The organism is Chromobacterium sp. FG89 (genome assembly GCF_057808735.1).
This window is the reverse complement of record NZ_JBMDIQ010000003.1, coordinates 198,900-219,864: the sequence shown is the minus strand read 5'-3', so window position 1 is coordinate 219,864 and position 20,965 is coordinate 198,900. Positions and strand designations below refer to the sequence as shown.

The following is a 20,965-nucleotide window of genomic DNA, read 5'->3' as shown; positions in this document are numbered from 1 at the left end:
TTCTTTGTCTCAGCGTTTGCGCATGACCGGCAGCCAGCGGCCGTCCTCTTTCAACGTCAGCCGGGTAGTGCTGCCCTGCCCGCGCCCGCCGCTGAAGGTGCGCGCCATCAGGAAATAAGTGCCGCCCTTGATGCCGTGCGGCTCGCTTTCCACCTGGATGCGCTGGCCGGGGGTCCACAGTTCGCCGGCGCTGTTGCGATGTCCGGCCACGGTGGCGCTAAGGGTGTAGCCGGCCAGCCGCGCGTCGGCCAGCATCTTGTCCGCGCGCGCCGCCAGTTCCGCCGGGTTGGCGGCGTCCGGCTCCACCACGATGCGCGGTTTGTGATAACGAACATCCGGGTCCGCGGACTGGTGCTTGAGATCGTGTCTGCCCGGGGTCAAGGCTTGACGATGGCCCTGGCCCAGCAGGGTCAGCTGCGAGTAACGCGGCGCGTGGGAACGGGTTTCCGCCAGGCTGAGCACATTGTTGCCCTTGCCGTCGCGGCGCAGGATCAGCTTGGCCTTGGCCGGCGCGCTGTAGTCCGGTCCGCCCACCACCAGGGTGCCGTCCGGATCGAACCAGGCGGCCAGGCCGTTGGCCGCGGCGGCGCGGGTGAGCACGTCCCAGGCGCTGTTGCCCGGGTCCACGCTGATTTTCTCGATCTGGCCCTTGGCCTTGCCGTCCACGCGCACCCGGCTGACGCCCAGCGGCTTGATCACGTTCTCCAGCACGTCGCTCAGCGTCATGCCCTTGCCGGTGAGCAACGGCGCGCTGCAGTCCAGCAACATGCCGGCCAGATCCCGGCCCGACAGCGTCAGCTGGTGGCTGCCGGCGCCTATGCTGTGACTGATGTCGTCCACCCTCCCCTGCAGCACCACGTCCGCGCCCACCAGCACCTTGACCTCGGCGCCCGGCTCCACCGCCGGCGGCACCTCGCCGCCGGGCAGGCCCAGCGACACCTGCCAGGCGTCGGCGGCCACGGTCAGATCGGAGTCGATGCTGTACTGGGTCCAGTAACGATGAGCCTTGCCGGCGATCTCCAGGCTGACTTCGTTCTTGGCCGAGGCGCTTTTAGCGGGCGTAACCATGGATCAGCTCTCCTGCTTGCAGATGGTTGGGATGCGCCAGCTGCGGATTCAGGCGCAGCAGTTCGGCGGCGCGGCCGCTGTCGCCGTACCACAGGTGGGCCAGCTGACGCAGATTGGCGGCGGACTCCACCTTGCGGGTAATCAAGGGCGGCTTGGCGGCCACCAGGCCGGCGGAGCTGCGCTGCACCTGCAGGCCCAGATCGCGCAGGCTTTCAATCACCTGGCGCGCGTCCTCGCCCGGCAGCGCCTTGCGCCATTGCTCTATGGTCTGCTGCAAGGTGGCGCGCACGTCGCCGGCCACTTGCTCCAGCGCCGGCGGCGTCAATGTCGGCTGCGCGGCTTCCGAGCGGAACAGATCGGCGGCGGCGTTCGCCATCGAGGTGGACACGGTCAGCTTGAGCAAGGCGTCGATGCGGATCTCGTCCTCGGTCCAGACCTCCAGCGCCTTGCCGGCCTGGCTCAAGCTGTCCGACGCGCGACCGATTTTCTTGGACACGCCGTTGAGCCTGTCCTTCATCGCGTTCCAATCGGCCAGAGTGGCCTGCGGCAGCTTGGCTTCCGCCTCCCACTTCAGGCCCGGCCAGATTTCCAGCTTGACGCCAAAACGCCAGTTGGCGACCTCGTCCACCAAGGACGTCACCTGGCCGATGAAGGCTTGCGGATAGGCCAGCAAGTCCACCACCTGGGCAATGCCTTGCTGCGCCATGCCGGCAAGCTGCCGCACGGTATCGCTCAAGCGCACGCGCAGCGCGCCCAGCCGGGTCAGCGCGGTATTGGCGTTTTGCAGCAGGCCCTGAGCCTTGGCGAAGGCCTCGCCGCCCAGGCTGCGCGCCTTGGCCGCCAAAGCGCTGATGGCCTCCACCTGCTGCAAGGGCTGCTGGCTGGCGAAAAAGGGATTGCCCGGCGTGGCCTCCACCCAGTTCACTTCCACGGTGCAGGAATCCGGCGCGTCGGCCTCGTGACTGATCTGGTAATCCAGCAATTGCGCCTTGGGCATGCTGCCGAATACCGGGTGAATCAACTCGCCCGGACCGGCCTGGTCCAGCGCGGCGACGAAGTCGCGCAGCCGCTGCTGATAATCGCGGCCCCAGAAGAAGACGCTGAGCGAAACCTTGCGCGCCTTGCGGCCCAGGTCTTCTACGTCGGCGCCGTCCAGATAGGGGTATTCGTGCATCGCCTGGTCGCGCTGGGCGCTGTCCACGCTGCGCAGGCATTCAAAGCGCACCCCGCGGAAACTGGCGTCCACCAGCGCGCCGGCGGCGGAACCGGCAAACAGACTGAGATTGAACATCAGCTTCTCCTTTGTTGTTGGCTATTGGCGGCGTTGACGGCGGCGACGATATTGCCGTTTTGGACGTCGACGGTGATATTGGTGGGCTGCGCTAGATGACTGACCAACTGGCTCAAGCTGGCCTGGATCTGCGACATGACCATCAGCAACTGCTCGTTTGAAGCATTAGCGCTTGGACTGTCGAGCATGCCGGTATTGGAGAGCGCCGGAGATGCCGAAGCCAATGCGGCCATCGCGACAGGAGTAGACAGGGCATCCTCTGCCCCAGGCTGCGCCATGCCTGCCGCAGCCGCCGTTTTCTTGGTTGGCTTTTGCGCGGGCTGCGCATTTTTGGGCGTGGTACGCGGCTTATCCGTCGCCGTTTTTTTCGCAGCCTCTTTAGGCGTGGTCTGCGCGCTGGTTTTTGGAGTCAAATTGACAGCCTTTCGCTGTTCCTGCTTTTCCTGCTTTGCCCTTGCCGCATATTCTTTTTCAACGGACTTAATATAATTTCTGTTCAGCTCGGCTATTTTCTCTCCAGTCATCACTTCCGTATATCTCGCGCCCATCAGATCGCTACGATCATTATGCGCAAACCAAGAGAATACTCCCGTGCCATCGACATCCACCGCGGAATAGGCTTGGCCGTTTTTATCCACTAAGGTTTTTTTCAAATCGACATCATTAGGCAGCGTGCGAGGAGGTCCCCACTTATTAACATAATCTCCGCCGGTCATGCCTTGGGCGAACAATTTGACACTATCCCCCGCAGCCTTGCCCACAATGGCTTCCGCCGCGCGTTGCGCAGCAGCGCCTTTCACCAGTTTTCCAGCTTTACCCCCGACACTCATTGAAGCCGCAACTCCAAGACCCTCGGTCATTGCCTCATGGAATCGGCCATTAATGACATGGTCGCCAAACGCGATAACATCGTTTGTCGCGCTCAAGGCCATTGCCGCACCAGGCATCATGTCGGGAAGCTTGGGAATTAATTTTGCCAATGCGCCCGGCACCGCCTCTTTCCCCAAAATTGATGCCGCCAATGTCGCGGCATCGGGAATCGCCTGCTTGCTGGCCACCTTCTTTCTTAATTGCTCCAGCTTGATTTTCTTCTGCCCTTCGGGCAGGTCCTCAAGAGTCTTGGCTGGGCTGGGAAGTTTTTTAGGCGCTTGTTTTTTCGGCCGTGCAGGCTCCTGTTTTTTCTTGTCGCCAAATAGTTTTTCGTACAGTCCCAGCCCCGTGTCCGCGAGCGATCCTGTTATTTTATTTTCGAGTGGGTCGGTTATTTCGCTGACTTTGCTGCCAACCACATCCATCGAGCTTTCGGCTGCATTCAACAATGTGTCGGTAAGGCCGATCTTGCCATCCTTGGGCAGGGATACATGGTCTCCGCCCAAAGCAAAGGTATCGAAAGCGGTTCCAGGCCAGCTGCCCTCCGGCAAGTCAAAAGCCTCAGTAAAATTTTTGGCGTCCGCTTGCACTATTTTTTTGATATCCATCCCCTGATCCTTGAGGATCTGGGGGATCATTTCTTTGGCAAGCTTATTTGAGGCCTGATTGTAAATCGCATCGGAATATGGCTTTTTCCCATGCTTCTTCATTAAATTCTTGGTTGATGCACGGAGAAAAGAGTCATAAACATCGCCAGTCCCGCCATTGGTCGACTCCGCCACGGACAGCCATAGATACAGCCCATCCAGCTCCTGCGAACGCTTGATTGCCTTGGCTTTTTCATGCGGCAGCACTGCGCTTTGATGCGCTTCTTGCTTCATCTTTTCTGCAACCGCACCCTTCAGAAAAGAGTAAATATCCGCATAATTCCCTCTTTTCCTGGCGGCCATTTCTTCTAGCTTCTTCAACTGCTCCGGGCTTAATTTAAGCATAACTGCTCCAGGTCAATACTTCACCGCCCCGTGAAATCAACTACTCATCAGATAAGACTCTATACCTGTCAAAATGCACTGATGTTTTACCGCAGCTTAAAACTGCGTATTCGCTCATATGATTTTCTGAGGCGACAAGGCGGGAATATATGAGAAGACGGCCAGATGCTTCCTGTTAACCAACGCTCCACATCCAGCCGTTCATTATTTAATCAGCCGATTAAATAAGCTTGATCTCACTCCTGAACTTTACGCAGCGACAGCAGCTTGATATCGCGGCGCGCTTCGCTTTCCACGCCGTATTTCTCGCCCACTTCCAGCGTGAAGCAGTCCAGGTAGCTGGTGCGCTTGCCGCCCGGCGCCACCGGGAATTCGGTGAGCTTGGCGCCTTCGATCGCTTCCCAGTCCAGCTCGCCGGACAGCGGGATGGAGACGGTGACGGACAGCTCATATTCCGAGATGCCACGCGCGAAGCCGCGGGCGCGGCCGCTGCTGTTCATGGTTTTCACCAGCTTGCGGCCGGTCTTGCTGCTGACGTTCAGATCGATGACGTCGATTTCCTGGCCGTTGACTTCCAGTACGATCGAACCTGCGTATTCTTTCAAAGCCATGTGAATGTCCTTTTCGGTTTCATGTGGGCGGCCCGGCCGGTTTGACGGCGGGCCGCCGGATCAAGCGTTAACGGGGGAAAACTAGGTCCGCCCGGGTAAACCTGCGGGAGCAAGACGGCGCGCCGCGGCACCCCGCGTGTTTACCCAGCGCCGCTTACAGCAGCAGATCGATACGGCCGGCGAACACGTGCAGACCGTTGACCACGTCCACCGGGATCTTGGCGTCCAGACGGTTCACGTCTTGCGCGTCGCGCTCAACGATCAGGCCGTCCTTGTTGGCCTCCACCGCCTCGATGATTTCCAGTTCTTCCAGCTTGTAGAGCACGTCCAGCAGCTCGGAGCGGACCTTGGACGGGGTGCGATCGGACAGTTTTTCGCGCGGGAAGCGCAGCGCCACGCGCTCGCGGCAGGCGCGGCGCACGTAGTCCAGGGTGCGGATGGTGGTCAGATCCAGCAGCGACACGTCGTCCACGCCCTGCGCGTCCTTGGTGTAGGTGCTGATGGAGCGCACGATCTGCACGCGTTCGCCCGGGCCCACTTCCAGCGGGGTCACGCCGTTGTAGAGGGCGTTTTCCTGCTCGGTGCGGCTGGTGCGGGCGGCCAGTTCCACCACATCCAGGCCTTTGAGCTCCAGGGTGTTGAGCGGACGGGCCGGATCTTCCTCGCTGGCGATCACCGCGGCGTAAGCGGCGGCCAGTTCACCCGGCAACTTGGCGGAGCCGCGATACCAGGCGGCGCTGACGCGGCCGCTGGCCAGTTTGGACGCGACGGCGCTGACTTCCGACAGCGCGCCGACGGCGCCGACCACGCCGATGGCGCCGCGTTGCTCCATCGGACCGGATACGAAGTCCAGATGGGTGCGCAGCGCGGTGAAGGCGGTGTCGTTGTTGAAGGGGTTGACCACGATGTGGTGGCCGCCGCTGACCACGGCCGCCAGCGCCGGAGCGATGTCCGGATCGGCGGCGCCGCCCTTCATCGCGCCCACGGTGATGCCGAGGCCGGCGATCTGTTCCTGCGCTTTCAAGGCGACGGCGTTGCCGGCCGCGCCTTTGTGGCGAGCGGTCAGGGTCAGCACTTCCTTGGCGGCGGCGGCGGTCACCGGCAGATCCGCCAGCTTGTCGACGGCGGCCTTGGCGGCGGCGGCGATCTTGGCGGCGTCGTCGCCTGCGGCCACGGCCACGTCGATGCGGCGGCCGCCGATGAACAGGCTGGCCACACCGGCGCCGGTGGCCGGGCCGGTGAAGGTGAAGGTGCCGACGGCGGCGGCGGCGCTGTCCGCGTCGTCAACCGCGATCACGCTGAGTTGCAGATAGGGGTTGGCGTTGATGGCGGCGCGGGCCAACAGATGGGCGTAGGAGCCGCGGCCGAAAGCCTGGGCGGCCTGCTCGTCGCTGAACACGTCCAGCGCGGCCAGAGCCGGCTGAGCGGAGTCGGCGAAACGCTGGCCGATCACCAGCACGCGCTGCGGATTGCCCGGCAGGGTGCGCACCGCCAGCTTGGTGTTGAACTCGAAGTATTTGCCCGGCTTGCGGATGGACGCCGGAATCTGGTCGAAGCTGATGTTGGGGCTGGCCATAAAGTATGGGCTCCTGATTGATGCGGTTGGGGGAAAGTCGCCGCGCCGGACAGCGCGGCGGGATACTGCGAAAAATCAAACGGCGGGCGGCTTGGGCTGCAGCACGACATCCTGGGCCTTGACGGCCGTTTTGCCGTCCAGGCTGTAGTCCAGCCGGGTGCTGCGCCATTCGGCGGCGGGGCCTTCCAGCCTGCCGCCGAAGCGGGCGAACAGCTGGTCCGGATCCGTCTCGCCTTGCGGCGACGGCCAGTGGCCGTTGTCCAGCGCCTCGTCCAGCCAGTGGGTGGCGAAATCGCAAGCCACCAGGCTCCAAGGCTCGCCGTCCCGCTGCGCCTGAGCCAGCGGTCGCACTTGCTCGGGAATCAGCGGCGACACCGCCAGGCCGAAATCCTGGGCCGCCAGCAAGCGACGCACCGCGTAAACCAGCTGCCAGACGCCGGCGCCGGCGTAGCCCCGATCCGCCTGCAGGCGGTCGCCGACGATGACGGTGAAGCGGGCCTGCGCCTTGTAGCGCTGGCGTTGGCTGGCCGAAGGCTGGCAGGCGATAACGCCGCCGGCCACGGTCCACAACGCCGGCAAGCGCGCCAACGCCTGCGGATTCAGACCCGGGCTGCCCGCCGCCGGCGTCAGCCGGCTTTGGTAACGGCCTTGCGCCAGATCCAGCCCGCAGAGGCCGGTTTCGTCCAGATCGGCCGCCACTTCGCGCACCATGCGGCCCAGGCCTTGGCGCAGGCGGTCGGCGATGGCGTCTTGCAGTTGGATCAGCTGGGACATGATTTCCTCAATGATTCAGCGGTTTATCGATACGGCTATTGTCTCGCGCCCGCGGTTTTGGGCTTAGCTGAGCGATGTCAGTGGGGGCTTGCTGCCGCGGGCGCGGCCGAGGTGGATCAGGCCTTGATGCAGGCCAGCAGGGCGAGGTTGCGAGGACGGGCGGCGCCGACCGAACTGAGGTAGTTGCTCAGCGCGCCCTTGACGCCGGTCACGTAGTGCATTTCCAAACCGGGGTAGCCGGCCAAATCCGGAACGTCCGCGCCGAAGGCCGCGGTGCCGGCTGCAGCCTGACCGGTGCCGACATTGGTGCTGATGTTGTACAGCTCGTTGTCGCTGAAATACTCGTTGGCGGCGACCAGCGTGCCCTTCTGCGCGCTGCCGTTCTTGCGCACCGGGTCCACGCCGCGGCCGTCGTCCCAGCCACGGATGAATTCGCCGCGCAGGTCAGGGACATTGAACATGGCTTCGTCGCTGTTCTTCGCATCGCGGAAGCTGTCGCCGATCACGCTGAACAAGGCGGGATACGCGCTTTTGGCATAGGCCTTGCCATCTGCCTTCAACCAGCCTTCCGGGGCTTTCTCCGCGGCAAAATGCATGACAGCGCCGCTGGGCACGCCTTGCCCCTTGCCTGCCTCTTGGCCGCAACAAGTCGCGTTCATCAGGAACTGCGCGCCCTTGCCATCCGCAGCCATTGCAGCGTCTTCATGGCCAATTAAATTGAACTGCAGCTGCGGCTTGATACAGATCGTCGTTTGCGACATCTGGATTCCTTTCACTAGGTTTGAGAAGGGGGAAATTCGACGCCGCGCCGGAGGCGGGCGGATGAAACGGCGTGCCGCCGCTCAGTGGATCAAGCGCTTGAGGAACTCGCCCAGCAGCGTCACCGCCAGCGCGGACACCGCGCCGGACAAGGCGCCGCTGCGCGCGGCCTGGACTTCGACGTCGCGCAGGCGGCTGTCCAGCTCTTCCAGTTTTTTGTCTTGTTTGGCGAGGTGGGCCACGATCATGTCCAGCTTGCCTTCTATGCGGCCCAGGGCCATCAGATTGTCATGTTCCACGTGAAACCCGCCTTTCAGCCTTCGGCCAGTTGTTGGCAAATCACGCAGCGGGTGCAGCTGGGCATGATCGCCCGTCGCGCGGACGGAATGGGGTCGCCGCAATCCTCGCAGTGGCTGTAGCCTGTCTGGTCGAACTGCTGGTAATGGCGGGCAATCGCTTGCTCGCGGAACTCGGTTTCCAGCTCGCTGGCCCGATCGAAAAAGTCGCTCATGGTTGTGGTCCTTCGGAAGTAAACAGCCCGCCGAGCGCCGTCAGCCTTTGTTCCAGCTGCTGGCACCAGGCGCCGTAATCGGCGGCGTGGGCCAGGAGGTCTGCTGCCGGTAGCCCGGCGCCGGCGGAGGCGGCTTGATGGGGATTTGCAATAGATACGGAGTCGGTTGCGGGCACTGCGGCGGCGGAGTAGCCGAGGACTTGCCAGTAGAGGCGCAGGCTGTCAGGGCCAAGGCCGCCATAGCGGCCGCCATCCTGTTGCACGACATATTCGATCCTTTGTTTCTGGTCTCGCAGCCGCTGCTGCAGATCCTGTTGCTGACTCAACAAGCGCGCCTCCTGCCTGCCCAGCAGTTCGCGCAGACGTTGCTGCTGCTGCAAGGCCTCCTGCAGTTGCAATTGAGCGCGCTCCGCTTCCGCGGCCTGGCGGCCTTGATCCGCCGCCCGCTGTTCGGCCAAGCGCGCGCGCCAGTTCTCCGCGCCGTGACGCAGCCCCAGCGGGTAGGCCAGGCCCGCCGCCAGCAAGGGCGGCAGCAGCCAGCCCCCCAATTTCAGCCATGCGAAGCCTGGTCCCATCAGCGCCCGCCTCGATCGCGCCAGGCGGCGATCAGCCGCAAACCGGCGGAGTAGCCGCCGACGATGCCGAGATAAATCAGCCAGATATCCGCGCCCAGGGTGCCGCGCAGCCCTTCCACCACGAACAAGAGCGTGGCCGCCGCGCAGGCGATGTTCGCCCACAGCCGGGAATGGCTCAGCCGGCGGCCGCCGGGCCGGGTCAGCAAGTCGGACAGACGCATCATTTTTTCTCCTTGTCGAGGTCGGTCGGATTCAACTCAAAGTGGGGAAACTCGCGGAACGGCGCGTCCGGTCGGCCATACCAATTCAGGCCTAGCGCGGCGCCGATCTCGCCCATCAGCTGCCAGTGCGGATGGTGGGCGTCCCAGACCGGCTTGCCGCCGATCAGCGGCACCACGTCGAAGGCCCGCGCGGCCGGACTGCCGTGCAACATGGCGTTGTGCGCGGACTGGCCCGCGCGGGCGTTGGTGACCTTGAGACCGGGCCGGCTGCGGCCCTGCGCGTACAAGGCGTCCTGTTCCGCGCCGGAGCGCCAGGTGCAGGTGATCAAAGCCTCCACGCCGGCGTCGCGGCAGCGCCGCACAAAGGCCTCGGCCAGGGGTTGCAACTGCGGATGCAGGTCGGAAATAGCTCTGCTGGCCATGAAAACTCCTTGTTGTTGGCGAAACGTGGCTCATCGGCCGGCCGCAAGCCGGCCGCCTTGCGCGGCGCGCGCGCTGCCCTGCCAGGCAGAGGCGGAACCGGCTGGAAACAAACAGGAGAAATCGGAAGAGAGGAGAAGCGGCGTACCGCCTTAATGCAGATCTTGACTGGGCGTTTTCAGCACGCGCCACACCATGCGGTCGCTCAGTTGGAAGCGGATGGCCAGCACGCTGACCGCCTCGTTGGCGCCCAGGCCTTGGTCCAGCAGCTGATCGAAGTCGCTCAACAGCTGCTGATTGCGCGCCAGACGCAAGGCTTGGCTGCAACGCGGCACGTACAGGATATCGCCGCCAAAATGATGGGTCAGACTGGCCGCGGCGTCCTCCCCTATCACCTCCACCAACGCGGCGAAGCGCAGCTGGCCCGCCTTGCTTTGGTTTTTGGAGATGGGCAAGGTGGTGCCGCCCAGCGCCTGCACCAGTTGCAAGGTGCGCGGCAGCCCGATCAGCTCAGCCACCAGGCGCATGGTTTCGGGCAGGGCCGGGGCAATATTGGCTACGGTCATCGCGGAAATCTCCTTGTGAGCACGGAACAAAGACGATAAGTTCTAAATAAGTTATAATTAATCAAGGCCATGTACGCCGTTCGCATTTAGAACTCGTGTTCTAAACGCTGGCAAGCCCATGAATTCTATTGAAATCGGCCTCGGCAGCATCTTCTTCTGCGGGGGGATGGCTGGGGGCATATTTGTTTTGAACTTTACCCAGGTGCATGAGTGCTATTTTAGTTCAAAACATAAAACTGATCAATTAGTACGATGTCACTACCTGTCCTTTTGTACAGGGCATTTGACCGGGCCGTGGCGCCGGCCTCGCACGCCAAATGGAGTTCTATATGGAAAAAAACTTGGAACAGAGTGACTTCAAGCAGCGACTGGAGTCGTTGATAGGCGCGGAGAAGCCCTACGCCTGGGCCACTCGCATTGGAATCAACAAAGGCTCGTTCACCAATATGTGGTATCACGGCGGCGTGCCGCGCGCGGCCACCGCCAGCAAGATCGCGGAGGCCAGCGGTTGCAGGCTGGAATGGCTATTGCACGGCAGCGGCCCGCAGTACGACGCGGCGCCACCGGTAGGCGCCTCGATTAGACTAGAACGCGATTCGGACTGTTTTGTACCCGACAACGTCCATGATGAGTTCTGTTTCATCCCGCGCTATAACCTGAAGGCTTCGGCCGGCTTTGGTTCCAATGCCAGTGAAGAGGCGCCGATGTTCTATATGGCCTTCCGCAAATACTGGATCAAGAACCATCTGAACGCCTCCGCCCGGGACTTGGCGGTGATCAGCGTCAAGGGCGACAGCATGAGCGGCGTGCTGGAGGATCGCGACACCATCCTGGTCAACACCGCCGAGCACTCCCCCGGCGAGGGCTTGTACGTAATCCGCATGGGCGAGGACATCTTCGTCAAGCAGTTGCAGCGTTTGCCCGGCGGCGCGGTGCAGGTGCGCAGCGCCAATCCCTTGTACGAGACCTTCACCGTGGACCTGCAACGCAATACCGGCGAGTTCGAGGTCATCGGCCGCGTGGTCTGGTTTGGCCGCCAGATCGGCTGACCCGGACCCGACGCGGGTGTAAACTGCTGTTTTGCCGCACCGCATGAAACGAGACACCACCATGATTCAACACATCGAAGCCAGCCTGAGCGAGGCGCAAACCGCCTTGGCCAATCTGCTGGCCAACCCGGAAGCGCTGGCCAGCATCGACGCGGCGGCGCAAACCCTGATCGCCAGCCTGACGGCCGGCGGACGCGTCTTTTCCTGCGGCAATGGCGGTTCGATGTGCGACGCCATGCATTTCGCCGAGGAACTGACCGGCCGCTATCGCAAGAACCGCCGCGGCATGGCCGCGGTCGCCATTTCCGACCCCAGCCACATGACTTGCGTGGCCAACGACTACGGCTACGAGTTCGTGTTTTCGCGCTATCTGGAAAGCCACGCCCGCGCCGGCGACGTGCTGATCGGCATCAGCACCAGCGGCAACAGCCAGACCATCGTCAACGCCGCGGAGGTGGCCCGCGACATGGGCGTCAAGGTCATCATCCTCACCGGCCGCGCCGGCACGCGGCTAGAGCCGCTGGCCGACGTCTACGTCAACACGCCGGGCGGTCAGTTCGCGGACCGGGTGCAAGAACTGCACATCAAGGTGCTGCACATCCTGATTGAATTGGTGGAACGCCACTTCTGCCCGGAAAACTATTGAGTTTCCCTTTCGTCACGCTTGCCATTGTGCGGAAGACGCGCGCCGCGCCCTATGCGACGCCTGTCAGTACAACGGCATGACGGCGCCGCGTAAAAAACCGCCGCCCGGTCAACCCGGCGGCGGTTTTGCTTTCCGGCTGCGCGGCGCTAGCGGTTGAGGAAGGCGCCGATGCGCTGATACACCGCTCGGCATGCCTCCGGCACGATGGCCTCCAGATTGAGAAAGGCGTGCACCATGCCGTCCAGGTGCATGTGCTCCGCCTCCACCTCCGCCGCGCGCAGCTTGTCCGCGTAAAGAAACGCTTCGTCGCGCAGCGGATCGAAACCGGCCGACACCAGCAGGGTCGGCGGCAGTTTGCGGCTGAAGCCGCCATGCAGCGGCGAAGCCTGCAGCCGGTTTTCGGCATGCTGGAAGTAATTGTCGAAATACCAGGCCACCCGCGCCTTGGTCAGCAAATAGCCCTCGCCGTTCTCGTCCACCGAGGGCTGGCTCAAAGTGTAGTCGACGCTGGGATAGATCAGCACCTGACGCTTGATCCGCAAGGAGGCGTCGTACTGGCCCAGGCCGCTGAGGCTGGAGGTCAGCGCGCCGCCGGCGGAATCTCCGGCCAGCGACAGCTGACGCACATAGGGCAGCTGGCGCGCGTCCAGCGCCTGCCACAAGCCCTTGGCCACGACAGCGGCGTCCTGCAGGCCCGCCGGATACGGGCTTTCCGGCGCCAGCCGGTAGTCGGCGGCCACCACCACGTGCTGGCTGGCGGCGGCCAGGCGCCGGCAGATCGGGTCGTAAACGCTGACGCTGCCCACCATGTGTCCGCCGCCGTGGAAAAACGCCAGCACCGGCAGCGCGCGCTTCGGGTCCGGGTGGTAGATGCGCACCGGCACGGTGAAGTCGCGGCCCGGCACCAGATCGTCGTTGACCCAGGCGATGTCCGGCCCCGGCGTCACCATCTGCCGGGTCAGATTGGCCAGCGCTTCGCGCGCGCCGATCGACGTCGCCTTATAGCCTTTGGCCACCAGTTCGGCCAGTTCGCGGTTGTATTCCTCCAGCCAGACGGCCAGAGCGGGATCGAGCTGATGCATGCGAGCTCCTATCGGCCCAGCGTGAAGGACGGCGCTCGGGCGCAAGCGGGAAGAGGGGAAGCCGGACGCGAAACGCGCTGGCAGACTATTCCGTCTACGGATTTAGCCAGCTTATACCATTGGTATTACAGCGCAAGCCCGCCGCGCGCGCCTGGCATGCCCGCCCCCTTAGAACTTGTTCAAAGCCTGCTGCGCGTCGTGGACGCGTTACACGGTGAGCACACCTTCGAAATGCTCATGCAGCACGAGCCCATTCCGCTTCCTCGGCTGTTTTCGCCTGGCCTCGCCCTTGCTCGCGAGATTTTGAACAGGCTCTTTAGGCGCTCAGCCAAACAGCCGTTCCAGCAGGCTGGGTTTGCGCGTTTGCAACAACTGCTCGGCGCCCAAGAGCAAATCGTCTATCAGCCCCGGGTCGGCGCGCGGTTGCCGCGCCTGCGCCGGATTGGAGCGGCCGGACGGCGCCAGCTCCAGGTTCGGCCCGCGCCGCGTCAGCCTATAGCCGCCGGCGCAGCTGGGACAGAAAATTTCCTCGCCGTCGGCCGTGCCGCGCGGCACGGCGATGATGGGGCCGCAGCCCTGGCAGCTTTGCAAGGGAATGCCCGGTTCGCTGTGGCCGATGATGTGATCGAAACGGCCGGCCTCACCCAGCTGGATGAAGCGCTCGCCCAGTTCGCGGTCGAACTGGCTGCCCAGGTTCTCCCGGATGATGGCCAAGGCGCGCTCCTTGGGCATGCCCTGCCGGTACGGCCGGGTGCTGGTCATCGCGTCGAAGGCGTCCGCGATGCCGACGATGCGCGCCGCCAGCGGTATCTCCTTGTCCCTCAGCCCCTGCGGATAGCCGCGGCCGTCCGGCGTTTCGTGATGGCGCAGCACCGCGTCCAGCGCCAGTTCCGCCAAGGGATGATCGCTCAACAAATCCGCGCCCACCTGCGGATGGGTCTTGATCACCTCGTATTCGGCGTCGCTGAGCTTGTCCGGCTTGTTCAGCACCGCGTCCGGCACGCCCACCTTGCCCAGATCGTGCAGGAAGCCGCCCAGCGCGATGCGTTCCACCTCGGACTGCGGCAGGCCCAGATGATCGGCCAAGGCGTAGCACAGCCGCGACACCCGCCATAAATGCCCGCCGGTGTAAGCGTCGCGCGCCTCCACCATCATCGCCATCGTATACAGCGTTTTCAGCAGCTCCCGCGCTTGTCGCATCTCTATCCCCGCATGCCGATGAGGCCCGGCCGCGAGAGCGATATCTGCAAGCGCTCCGGCGGCGACTCAGGCCGAATGATTTCAATATGGCATATCAATGCGGCTTTGCTGCGCTGGCAGCAATACGACAGTCAAACGCCCGGAAATAGAGCAATCATTCCATTTGCATGAAATTTTCATTTTTCTTGGCTAGCCTAGGCGGCACGCGGATTGCGCGCCGCCCGCGGCGCCGGTCCATGCGTTTTCGCCGTCGTCTGACGGCGTTCCACACGAGGAGACAACAATGAAATCGCTGCTATTGCTGGGCCTTGCCCTGGGCCCCTTGGCCCATGCCGCCGCCGCCGAACCGATTCAACCCGATCCGCGCTACAGCCATGTGCTGTCCTCGTCCGGCCCGCTCAGCCGCGAACAGCTGCTGAAGACGGCTCCGCCGGCGCCGATGAGCCGCGCCGCGCGCGGCGACGCCAATATCGAGCTGATGTCGGTGCCCGGCCCGGCCACCTACACCTATTTGCGCTGCTATTACCGCACCGGCAGCGACGCCGCCAAGCCCACCACCGACTACGTGTGGGGGCTGGACCCTAGCAGCGGCGATTACTACCGCTTGAACGGCTACTGGTGGTCCAGCAGCGCGCTGGACTGGAAAAACATGTATTACACCGACGTGACGCAGAGCACGCTGCAATCGGTCTGCCGCAACACCTTGCAGAAAAAGGGCATTCAGCAGAACCCGGCGATGGTGTTCGCCGCCGACAACCAGCTGTCCTTCAACTACACCGTGTGGACCAACGGCAAGGCCGGCCAGGGCGCCGCCGTCAACAAGATCGTCGCCTTCGGCGACAGCCTGTCCGACAACCAGAACGTCTACAACGCCTCGATGTGGACGCTGCCCAACCGCAACAGCTGGTTCCTAGGCCACTTCAGCAATGGCCAGGTGTGGGTGGAATACCTGGCCGGCCGCCTGCAGCTGCCGGTGTACAACTGGGCGATAGGCGGCGCCGGCGTGGACACGCAAAAACTGGTGATTCCCGGCGTGCAGCAGCAGGTGCAGTCATGGAAGGATTACATGAAGCAGGCCCGCGACTACGATCCGGCCACCACCTTGTTCACCATGCTGATCGGCGGCAACGATTTCGTGAACTACAACAACTCGGTGGACAAGGTGATCAGCGGCCAGAGCCAGGCGCTGGCCAGCCTGATCGACGCCGGCGCGCGCAACATCCTGGTGCTCAATCTGCCCGACGTGTCGCGGGCGCCGGTGTTCCAGTTCAAATCCGGCGCGGCCCAGGTGGCCGTCCAGGTGCGCGACTACAACCAGCGTCTGAACGCCCTGGCCGACCAGCTGCGCCTCAAGTACGGCAGCGGCCTGAATCTGCGCGTGTTCGACAGCTACGCGCTGTTCAACAAGGTGCTGAACAACCCCTCCGCCTACCAGTTCAACAACACCACCCAGTCCTGCCTCAACATCAACGCGGACTCCAGCACCAACTATCTGAGTTCGCAGAGCCCGCGCGCCAACTGCGTCAATCCGGACAGCTTCGTGTTCTGGGACACCCTGCACCCCACCACCCGCACGCATAAAGTGCTGGCGGACGAGGTGTACGCCTTCCTGAACGGCTCCGCCGCCCTGGCCCGCCGCTGAGCCGCCGCGCGTTCTCCAACAGGCCGCCACAGGCGGCCTGAGCCCGCGCGGAGAGGACGAGGCCCGGCTTTGCCGGGCCTTTGGGCGACACGCGGATGCGCTTGGCCCGCCCCTGGCCTATTGTTTTGCAAAGGGTTTTCCCGACGCGCATTTGAGCGCGGCTGCGGCAAAGCATACAATGAAGGATTTTCCGGCGCGCCCGCCTCCGCGCAGCGAGCCGGCCCGGAACCGCAAGCGAAGGCCCCCGATGTCCTCCCTGACCCCATTGCTGCACAGCGCCGAAGCGGCGCGCGCAGAACTGATCGCCCGGCTGCAAGCCGAAGACACCAATTGTTACCGCCTGTTTCACGGCAGCGTGGAAGGCATGCCCGGCCTGACCGTGGACCGCTACGGCGAGCAACTGCTGGCACAAAGCTTTCACCAGCCGCTGAGCGACGACGAGCTGGCGGAGATCCGCGCCCATTACCAGGCCAGCCACCCCGGCCTGCCGCTGATGTACAACGACCGCAGCGCCGGCAATTCGCGCATCGGTAACGCGCTGAGCCTGGAACAGCAGGCCGAGGCCGAAGCCGACCACACCATTCGCGAGCTGGGCGTCAACTACCACTACCGCGCGCGCCACAAGGGCCAGGACCCGTGGCTGTTCCTGGACCTGCGCGCCGCGCGCCGCCATGTGATGCAGCTGGCGGCCGGCAAGAGCGTGCTCAATCTGTTCGCCTACACTTGCGGCGTCGGCGTGGCCGCGGCCAAGGCCGGCGCCAGCTTCGTGATGAACGTCGACTTCGCCGAATCCAGCCTCAGCATCGGCCGCGCCAACGCCAAGCTCAATCTGCTGGCCACCCGCCCGCGCTGCGTGCAGAGCGATGTGTTCGCCGCCCTCCGCCAGCTGTCCGGCATCGGCCAGCCGGAACGCGTGCGCGGCAAGAAAATGCCGCCCTTCCCCAAACTGGAAGCGCGCCAGTTCGACCTGGTGTTCCTGGACCCGCCGCGCTACTCCAAGAGCCCCTTCGGCGTGGTGGACCTGATCAACGACTACCAGGCGCTGTTCAAGCCGGCACTGCTGGCCACCGCGCCCGGCGGCACGCTGATCTGCTGCAACAACGTCGCGCAAGTGGACGGCGACGCCTGGCTGGAAGCGCTCCAGCGCAGCGCGGCCAAGGCCGGCCGCGAAGTGCGCGCGGCGGAATGGATAAGCCCGGACGCGGACTTCCCCAGCCCGGACGGCAAACATCCCTTGAAGATTGTCGCGCTCAGCGTCTGATCTGTGCTCTTGACGGCTTGAGGCTACGCCCCAGTTGCCGCAACCAGATCCAATCTGGCTAAACGCCCGCCTTGCGCGGGCGTTTTTGCATGAAAAACCACACCGTTTGAACCATATGGCATTTTTACGGATGATTTAAAATTACCGTTTATTTTCACCTGTAAATACTTAAAGATCCCGGTACGGCATCACGCCGCTACAGCCGCGCTAGACGGCATACAACAGACAGCTTGACTCAAATCACGTATCGGGAAAGTCTCTATGAAACCTCAACTGCTACGCGGCCTGCTGGCCGCGGCCGGCCTGTTCGCCGCCAGCCAGGTTCACGCCCAGCTGGACCCGCAACTGGACTATCTGTCCCCGGGCGGCCCGCTCAGCGAAGCCCAGGTCAAGGCCGCGGCGGCCAAACCGGCCGTGGCGATGGGAGCCGCCACCTACACCTATCTGCGCTGCTATTACCGGCTGGACATGAGCCCCGGCAAGCCGCAAACCAATTACCACTGGGCGCTGGACCCCAGCAGCGGCGATTACTACCGCGTCAACGGCTACTGGTGGTCCGGCAGCATCGTCGCGCTGAAGAATATGTTCTACAGCGACGTGGCCCAGGACACCCTGGCCGCCGTCTGCCAGAAGACGCTGGCGGCCAAGGGCCTCAACCGCCCGGTGGCGCTGTACGCCGCCGCCAACAACCAGATGTCCTACAACCACACCATCTGGAGCCAGGACAGCGCCAGCCAGCCGGCCGGCGTCAACAAGCTGATCGTGTTCGGCGACAGCCTGTCCGACACTCAGAACATGTACGGCGCCTCGCAATGGCGGCTGCCCAACGCCAAGAGCTGGTTCATCGGCCGCTTCAGCAACGACCGGGTCTGGGTGGAATATCTGGCCGAGCAGCTGAAGCTGCCGATCTACAACTGGGCGATAGGCGGCTCCGCCGGCGATCAGCACCTGGTGGTGCCGGGCTTGCTGCAGCAGGTGGAATCATGGTCGCAATACATGCAGAAAGCCGCCAATTACCGGCCGGAAAACACCCTGTTCACCATGCTGATAGGCGGCAACGACTTGCTCAACTACGGTCGCACCGTGGACCAGGTGATAAGCGATCAGGGCAAGGCGCTGGAACGCATCATCGCCGCCGGCGCGCGTCATATCGTGGTGCTTAACCTGCCCAATCTGGCCCGCACCCCGGCGGCCCAGGCCAGCGGCAAGGCCGCCGCGCTGGCGCCGCAAGTGCGCGACTACAACGCCAAGCTGGCGCTGCTGATCACGCAATTGCAGCAGAAGTACGGCAGCACGCTGAAGCTGAATCTGTTCGACAGCAACACCTTGTTCGACGACCTGCTCGACCATCCGGCCAAGTACCAGGTCAGCAACGCCACCCAGTCCTGCCTGGACATCGCCGGCAACGCCAGCCTGCCCTATATCTGGGAGCAGAAGCCGCGCGCGGAATGCGGCAATCCAGACGCCTTCGTGTTCTGGGACGTGCTGCACCCCACCACCCACACGCATAAGCTGTTGGGCGGCTACGTAGCCAACTTCGTCAAGGCCGCGGATCCGGCGGTCTCCGCCGCGGCGGCGCTGAAGGCGCGCCGCTAAGCACTGACCCCAAGCCGCCGCCATCACGCGGCGGCTTGGGGTAAGATGCCGGTTTCAGCCGGACTTTCCGCCATGAGCCAGACACCGCAAACCGTCCTCAGACCCTGCCCCAAATGCGGCGCGCCCGCCTTGCTGGTCAAGGCCGGCTCCCGCCGCTTCTGGGTGCAATGCAGCCGCTATCCGGACAACGGCAATTGCAGCGCCATCGGCGCCCAGGCCGACAACAAGAAAGAAGCCGTCGCCAACTGGAACGCCGGCCGCTGAGCGCGCACCATGAATCTCTCGCCCTATCTGCTGACGCCGCTGCTGCTGGTGTTGTCCAATGTGTTCATGACCTTCGCCTGGTACGCCCACCTGAAGGACATGTCTTCCAAGCCCTGGTGGCTGGCCGCGCTGGCCAGCTGGGGCATCGCCTTGTTCGAGTATTTGCTGCAGGTGCCGGCCAACCGCGTCGGCTACGGCGCGATGACGCTGTCGCAGCTGAAGATCATTCAGGAAGTGATATCGCTGTCGGTGTTCATACCGTTCGCGGTGTTCTATATGAACCAGCCCTTCCGCTGGGACTATGTCTGGGCCGGGCTGTGTCTGGTGGGCGCGGTCTACTTCATGTTCCGCGGCTGAAGCCGGCTACTGGTTGGCACGCACCCAGCGATGCCATTGGGAGAACAACTCCGGATTGAGCGCGGCGATGGCGGAACGCTTCCAGATCACATCGCTCCAGTAATCGTCGCTGTTGAGGCTGGCGATCTGGCCGCCGGCTTCTTCCAGGATCACCGCGCCGGCGGCGTAATCCCACAGCCGCTGGCCGCCATGAAGATAAAGATCGTAGCGGCCGGCCGCCAGATAACACCAATCCAGCGTGCTGGAACCCAGATTGCGCAGGCTGCCGCAGGGGCAGGTGCTGCCGATGCGCGCGGCCAGCTTGCCGGAGCGCAGGTATTTGACCTCCACGCTGGCGATGGCGTCGCACATGGTGTTGACCACGGTTTTCAGGGGCAGGCGCTGACCGTTCAGATAAGCGCCCTCGCCGCGGCTGGCGTAGAACATTTCCTGGGACACGGGGTTGTAGATCACGCCCAGCCGGCTCTTGCCGCCCACCATCAGGCCGACTGAGATGGCGAAATACGGCAGGCCGTTGACGAAGTTAGTGGTGCCGTCTATCGGGTCCACCACCCACAAACCGTCCTGATTTTCCGCCCACAGCCGGTCCTGCTCGGCCAATTCCATCTCCTCGCCCAGCACCGGATGCGGCAGGATGCGGGGCAAGGCGGCCTGCAAAGCCTGCTGGCAAGCCATATCGGCCTCGGTGAACAGCGTGCCGTCGTCCTTGCGGCTTTTGCCCACTCGCAAAAAGCGCGGCATCACCTCGTCGCGCGCCACTTCCCTGAGCACCTGCATCACCTGTTCCAGCACCTGCATTCGTTTTCCCCCAAGGCCGCTGCAATCTATTTGCTGCAATCGCAGCAAACAAAGCAAAATACCGGTATCAACAGCGACTTTCAATACGTCATGCCCAGGTTTTACATTGACGCCGACCTCAGCGTCGGCCAAACGCTGGCCCTGCCGGACACCGTGGTGCGCCATGTCCAGGTGTTGCGGCTAGGCGCCGGCGACGCCGTCACCTTGTTCAACGGCCGCGGCGGCGAGTACGCCGCCACGCTGGACGCGGTGATGAAGCGCGACGCGCATTGCCTCATCGAAGGCTTCGACGACGTTTCACGTGAAACGCCGATCTGGCTGGGCCTGGCCCAAGCCATTTCCGGCGGCGACAAAATGGAGTTCACCCTGCAAAAAGGCGTGGAAATGGGCATATCCGCGTTCCAGCCCATCGCCGCGGAGCGCTCCATCGTCAAGTTGTCCGGCGAGCGCGCCGACAAGCGCGTGGCCCGCTGGCAGGAGATCGTGATTTCCGCCTGCGAACAAAGCGGCCGCAACGCCATTCCTCAAGTATTGCCCATCCTGTCGCTGGAGCAATGGCTGAAACAGGCTCCGGACGCCGACGCGCGGCTGATTCTGTCTCCGGCCGGCACCCGGCGCCTGGCCGACATCGCCGCCGCGCCGGCGCGCGCCTGGCTGATGGCCGGCCCGGAAGGCGGTTACTCCGCGCGCGAAGAAGCCGCGGCGCTAAGCGCCGGCTGGACGCCGCTGAAACTGGGTCCGCGCATCCTGCGCACCGAAACCGCGGCGCTGGCCGCGGTGGCGGCGATACAGACCGTGTGGGGGGATTACCGCTAGCCCGAGCGGCGCGGGGCGCT

24 protein-coding genes are annotated in these 20,965 nt (G+C 63.7%); 8 read left to right on the top strand and 16 right to left on the bottom strand.

The window, feature by feature from the left end:
* Window positions 1-9: 9 nt before the first annotated feature.
* From ACODRW_RS04555 to ACODRW_RS04495, 13 genes are all read right to left on the bottom strand, one after another.
* On the bottom strand, window positions 10-1,068 hold the full coding sequence (locus ACODRW_RS04555; RefSeq protein WP_227105782.1) for a phage baseplate assembly protein: 1,059 nt from the start codon (window positions 1,066-1,068) through the stop codon (window positions 10-12).
* Window positions 1,052-2,359, bottom strand: a complete 1,308-nt coding sequence (locus ACODRW_RS04550; RefSeq protein WP_488905253.1) for a DNA circularization protein — start codon at window positions 2,357-2,359, stop codon at window positions 1,052-1,054. Before ACODRW_RS04550 ends, ACODRW_RS04555 begins: the two co-directional genes overlap by 17 nt.
* Window positions 2,359-4,221, bottom strand: coding sequence for a hypothetical protein (locus tag ACODRW_RS04545; protein ID WP_488905252.1), 1,863 nt, complete (start codon window positions 4,219-4,221; stop codon window positions 2,359-2,361). Before ACODRW_RS04545 ends, ACODRW_RS04550 begins: the two co-directional genes overlap by 1 nt.
* Before the next feature lie 236 nt (window positions 4,222-4,457).
* Window positions 4,458-4,832 carry a hypothetical protein gene (locus ACODRW_RS04540; RefSeq protein WP_019104097.1) on the bottom strand — a complete coding sequence of 125 codons (375 nt, stop codon included), beginning with the start codon at window positions 4,830-4,832 and terminating at the stop codon, window positions 4,458-4,460.
* A gap of 154 nt (window positions 4,833-4,986) precedes the next feature.
* The gene (locus ACODRW_RS04535; RefSeq protein ID WP_227105788.1) at window positions 4,987-6,408 is read right to left on the bottom strand and encodes a phage tail sheath C-terminal domain-containing protein; all 1,422 of its coding nucleotides are present in this window, start codon (window positions 6,406-6,408) and stop codon (window positions 4,987-4,989) included.
* 75 nt (window positions 6,409-6,483) lie between these two features.
* On the bottom strand, window positions 6,484-7,182 hold the full coding sequence (locus tag ACODRW_RS04530; RefSeq protein WP_107801254.1) for a DUF1834 family protein: 699 nt from the start codon (window positions 7,180-7,182) through the stop codon (window positions 6,484-6,486).
* 116 nt (window positions 7,183-7,298) lie between these two features.
* Entirely contained in the window at window positions 7,299-7,943 is a 645-nt protein-coding gene (locus ACODRW_RS04525) for a phage tail protein (protein WP_488905251.1), read from the bottom strand.
* Window positions 7,944-8,024: 81 nt separating this feature from the next.
* Entirely contained in the window at window positions 8,025-8,240 is a 216-nt protein-coding gene (locus ACODRW_RS04520; RefSeq protein ID WP_019102036.1) for a hypothetical protein, read from the bottom strand.
* A 14-nt stretch (window positions 8,241-8,254) separates the two neighbouring features.
* Entirely contained in the window at window positions 8,255-8,452 is a 198-nt protein-coding gene (locus ACODRW_RS04515; protein WP_043589247.1) for a TraR/DksA family transcriptional regulator, read from the bottom strand.
* Entirely contained in the window at window positions 8,449-9,027 is a 579-nt protein-coding gene (locus ACODRW_RS04510) for a hypothetical protein (RefSeq protein WP_488905250.1), read from the bottom strand. The genes ACODRW_RS04515 and ACODRW_RS04510 overlap by 4 nt, the downstream gene beginning before the upstream one ends.
* Window positions 9,027-9,251 (bottom strand): hypothetical protein, encoded by a 225-nt coding sequence (locus tag ACODRW_RS04505; RefSeq protein ID WP_227105798.1) that lies wholly within the window; start codon window positions 9,249-9,251, stop codon window positions 9,027-9,029. Before ACODRW_RS04505 ends, ACODRW_RS04510 begins: the two co-directional genes overlap by 1 nt.
* Window positions 9,248-9,670 (bottom strand): M15 family metallopeptidase, encoded by a 423-nt coding sequence (locus ACODRW_RS04500; RefSeq protein WP_107801257.1) that lies wholly within the window; start codon window positions 9,668-9,670, stop codon window positions 9,248-9,250. Before ACODRW_RS04500 ends, ACODRW_RS04505 begins: the two co-directional genes overlap by 4 nt.
* Window positions 9,671-9,820: 150 nt before the next feature.
* Entirely contained in the window at window positions 9,821-10,234 is a 414-nt protein-coding gene (locus ACODRW_RS04495; RefSeq protein ID WP_048415913.1) for a Mor transcription activator family protein, read from the bottom strand.
* A 329-nt stretch (window positions 10,235-10,563) separates the two neighbouring features.
* Here ACODRW_RS04495 and ACODRW_RS04490 point away from each other — a divergent pair, with 329 nt between their 5' ends.
* Both ACODRW_RS04490 and ACODRW_RS04485 read left to right on the top strand, forming a co-directional pair.
* Entirely contained in the window at window positions 10,564-11,283 is a 720-nt protein-coding gene (locus tag ACODRW_RS04490; RefSeq protein ID WP_158274387.1) for a S24 family peptidase, read from the top strand.
* A 61-nt stretch (window positions 11,284-11,344) separates the two neighbouring features.
* On the top strand, window positions 11,345-11,929 hold the full coding sequence (locus tag ACODRW_RS04485) for an SIS domain-containing protein (protein ID WP_107801259.1): 585 nt from the start codon (window positions 11,345-11,347) through the stop codon (window positions 11,927-11,929).
* A gap of 146 nt (window positions 11,930-12,075) precedes the next feature.
* On the opposite strand, the gene ACODRW_RS04480 is transcribed toward ACODRW_RS04485, so the two are convergent.
* Complete coding sequence (locus tag ACODRW_RS04480; protein WP_235085665.1) at window positions 12,076-13,011, bottom strand: alpha/beta hydrolase; 936 nt, start codon at window positions 13,009-13,011, stop codon at window positions 12,076-12,078.
* 324 nt (window positions 13,012-13,335) lie between these two features.
* Complete coding sequence (locus ACODRW_RS04475) at window positions 13,336-14,211, bottom strand: HD domain-containing phosphohydrolase (RefSeq protein WP_107801261.1); 876 nt, start codon at window positions 14,209-14,211, stop codon at window positions 13,336-13,338.
* A 283-nt stretch (window positions 14,212-14,494) separates the two neighbouring features.
* On the opposite strand from ACODRW_RS04475, the gene ACODRW_RS04470 reads away from it, so the two are divergent.
* The 5 genes from ACODRW_RS04470 to ACODRW_RS04450 all read left to right on the top strand — a co-directional run bounded on the left by ACODRW_RS04470 (window position 14,495) and on the right by ACODRW_RS04450 (window position 19,331).
* Window positions 14,495-15,853, top strand: a complete 1,359-nt coding sequence (locus ACODRW_RS04470; protein WP_488905249.1) for an SGNH/GDSL hydrolase family protein — start codon at window positions 14,495-14,497, stop codon at window positions 15,851-15,853.
* 247 nt (window positions 15,854-16,100) lie between these two features.
* On the top strand, window positions 16,101-17,114 hold the full coding sequence (locus ACODRW_RS04465) for a class I SAM-dependent rRNA methyltransferase (RefSeq protein ID WP_107801262.1): 1,014 nt from the start codon (window positions 16,101-16,103) through the stop codon (window positions 17,112-17,114).
* A 261-nt stretch (window positions 17,115-17,375) separates the two neighbouring features.
* Window positions 17,376-18,710, top strand: coding sequence for an SGNH/GDSL hydrolase family protein (locus ACODRW_RS04460; protein WP_488905248.1), 1,335 nt, complete (start codon window positions 17,376-17,378; stop codon window positions 18,708-18,710).
* Between the two features lie 72 nt (window positions 18,711-18,782).
* Window positions 18,783-18,974, top strand: a complete 192-nt coding sequence (locus ACODRW_RS04455; protein WP_227105808.1) for a Lar family restriction alleviation protein — start codon at window positions 18,783-18,785, stop codon at window positions 18,972-18,974.
* A gap of 9 nt (window positions 18,975-18,983) precedes the next feature.
* Window positions 18,984-19,331: a DMT family protein gene (locus ACODRW_RS04450; protein ID WP_107801265.1), complete on the top strand. Its 348-nt coding sequence runs from the start codon at window positions 18,984-18,986 to the stop codon at window positions 19,329-19,331.
* Between the two features lie 6 nt (window positions 19,332-19,337).
* On the opposite strand, the gene ACODRW_RS04445 is transcribed toward ACODRW_RS04450, so the two are convergent.
* Window positions 19,338-20,129, bottom strand: a complete 792-nt coding sequence (locus ACODRW_RS04445) for an inositol monophosphatase family protein (RefSeq protein WP_048408466.1) — start codon at window positions 20,127-20,129, stop codon at window positions 19,338-19,340.
* A gap of 90 nt (window positions 20,130-20,219) precedes the next feature.
* On the opposite strand from ACODRW_RS04445, the gene ACODRW_RS04440 reads away from it, so the two are divergent.
* The gene (locus ACODRW_RS04440; protein WP_227105810.1) at window positions 20,220-20,945 is read left to right on the top strand and encodes a 16S rRNA (uracil(1498)-N(3))-methyltransferase; all 726 of its coding nucleotides are present in this window, start codon (window positions 20,220-20,222) and stop codon (window positions 20,943-20,945) included.
* Window positions 20,946-20,965: the final 20 nt, after the last annotated feature.

Coding starts and splice junctions, on each gene's coding strand:
- ACODRW_RS04505 (WP_227105798.1), bottom strand. CDS start 9,251: ATGATGCGTCTGTCCGACTTGCTGACCCGGCCCGGCGGCCGCCGGCTG.
- ACODRW_RS04515 (WP_043589247.1), bottom strand. CDS start 8,452: ATGAGCGACTTTTTCGATCGGGCCAGCGAGCTGGAAACCGAGTTCCGC.
- ACODRW_RS04475 (WP_107801261.1), bottom strand. CDS start 14,211: ATGCGACAAGCGCGGGAGCTGCTGAAAACGCTGTATACGATGGCGATG.
- ACODRW_RS04465 (WP_107801262.1), top strand. CDS start 16,101: ATGTCCTCCCTGACCCCATTGCTGCACAGCGCCGAAGCGGCGCGCGCA.
- ACODRW_RS04495 (WP_048415913.1), bottom strand. CDS start 10,234: ATGACCGTAGCCAATATTGCCCCGGCCCTGCCCGAAACCATGCGCCTG.
- ACODRW_RS04510 (WP_488905250.1), bottom strand. CDS start 9,027: ATGGGACCAGGCTTCGCATGGCTGAAATTGGGGGGCTGGCTGCTGCCG.
- ACODRW_RS04540 (WP_019104097.1), bottom strand. CDS start 4,832: ATGGCTTTGAAAGAATACGCAGGTTCGATCGTACTGGAAGTCAACGGC.
- ACODRW_RS04470 (WP_488905249.1), top strand. CDS start 14,495: ATGAAATCGCTGCTATTGCTGGGCCTTGCCCTGGGCCCCTTGGCCCAT.
- ACODRW_RS04530 (WP_107801254.1), bottom strand. CDS start 7,182: ATGTCCCAGCTGATCCAACTGCAAGACGCCATCGCCGACCGCCTGCGC.
- ACODRW_RS04455 (WP_227105808.1), top strand. CDS start 18,783: ATGAGCCAGACACCGCAAACCGTCCTCAGACCCTGCCCCAAATGCGGC.
- ACODRW_RS04535 (WP_227105788.1), bottom strand. CDS start 6,408: ATGGCCAGCCCCAACATCAGCTTCGACCAGATTCCGGCGTCCATCCGC.
- ACODRW_RS04480 (WP_235085665.1), bottom strand. CDS start 13,011: ATGCATCAGCTCGATCCCGCTCTGGCCGTCTGGCTGGAGGAATACAAC.
- ACODRW_RS04550 (WP_488905253.1), bottom strand. CDS start 2,359: ATGTTCAATCTCAGTCTGTTTGCCGGTTCCGCCGCCGGCGCGCTGGTG.
- ACODRW_RS04500 (WP_107801257.1), bottom strand. CDS start 9,670: ATGGCCAGCAGAGCTATTTCCGACCTGCATCCGCAGTTGCAACCCCTG.
- ACODRW_RS04525 (WP_488905251.1), bottom strand. CDS start 7,943: ATGTCGCAAACGACGATCTGTATCAAGCCGCAGCTGCAGTTCAATTTA.
- ACODRW_RS04545 (WP_488905252.1), bottom strand. CDS start 4,221: ATGCTTAAATTAAGCCCGGAGCAGTTGAAGAAGCTAGAAGAAATGGCC.
- ACODRW_RS04490 (WP_158274387.1), top strand. CDS start 10,564: ATGGAAAAAAACTTGGAACAGAGTGACTTCAAGCAGCGACTGGAGTCG.
- ACODRW_RS04555 (WP_227105782.1), bottom strand. CDS start 1,068: ATGGTTACGCCCGCTAAAAGCGCCTCGGCCAAGAACGAAGTCAGCCTG.
- ACODRW_RS04445 (WP_048408466.1), bottom strand. CDS start 20,129: ATGCAGGTGCTGGAACAGGTGATGCAGGTGCTCAGGGAAGTGGCGCGC.
- ACODRW_RS04440 (WP_227105810.1), top strand. CDS start 20,220: ATGCCCAGGTTTTACATTGACGCCGACCTCAGCGTCGGCCAAACGCTG.
- ACODRW_RS04450 (WP_107801265.1), top strand. CDS start 18,984: ATGAATCTCTCGCCCTATCTGCTGACGCCGCTGCTGCTGGTGTTGTCC.
- ACODRW_RS04460 (WP_488905248.1), top strand. CDS start 17,376: ATGAAACCTCAACTGCTACGCGGCCTGCTGGCCGCGGCCGGCCTGTTC.
- ACODRW_RS04485 (WP_107801259.1), top strand. CDS start 11,345: ATGATTCAACACATCGAAGCCAGCCTGAGCGAGGCGCAAACCGCCTTG.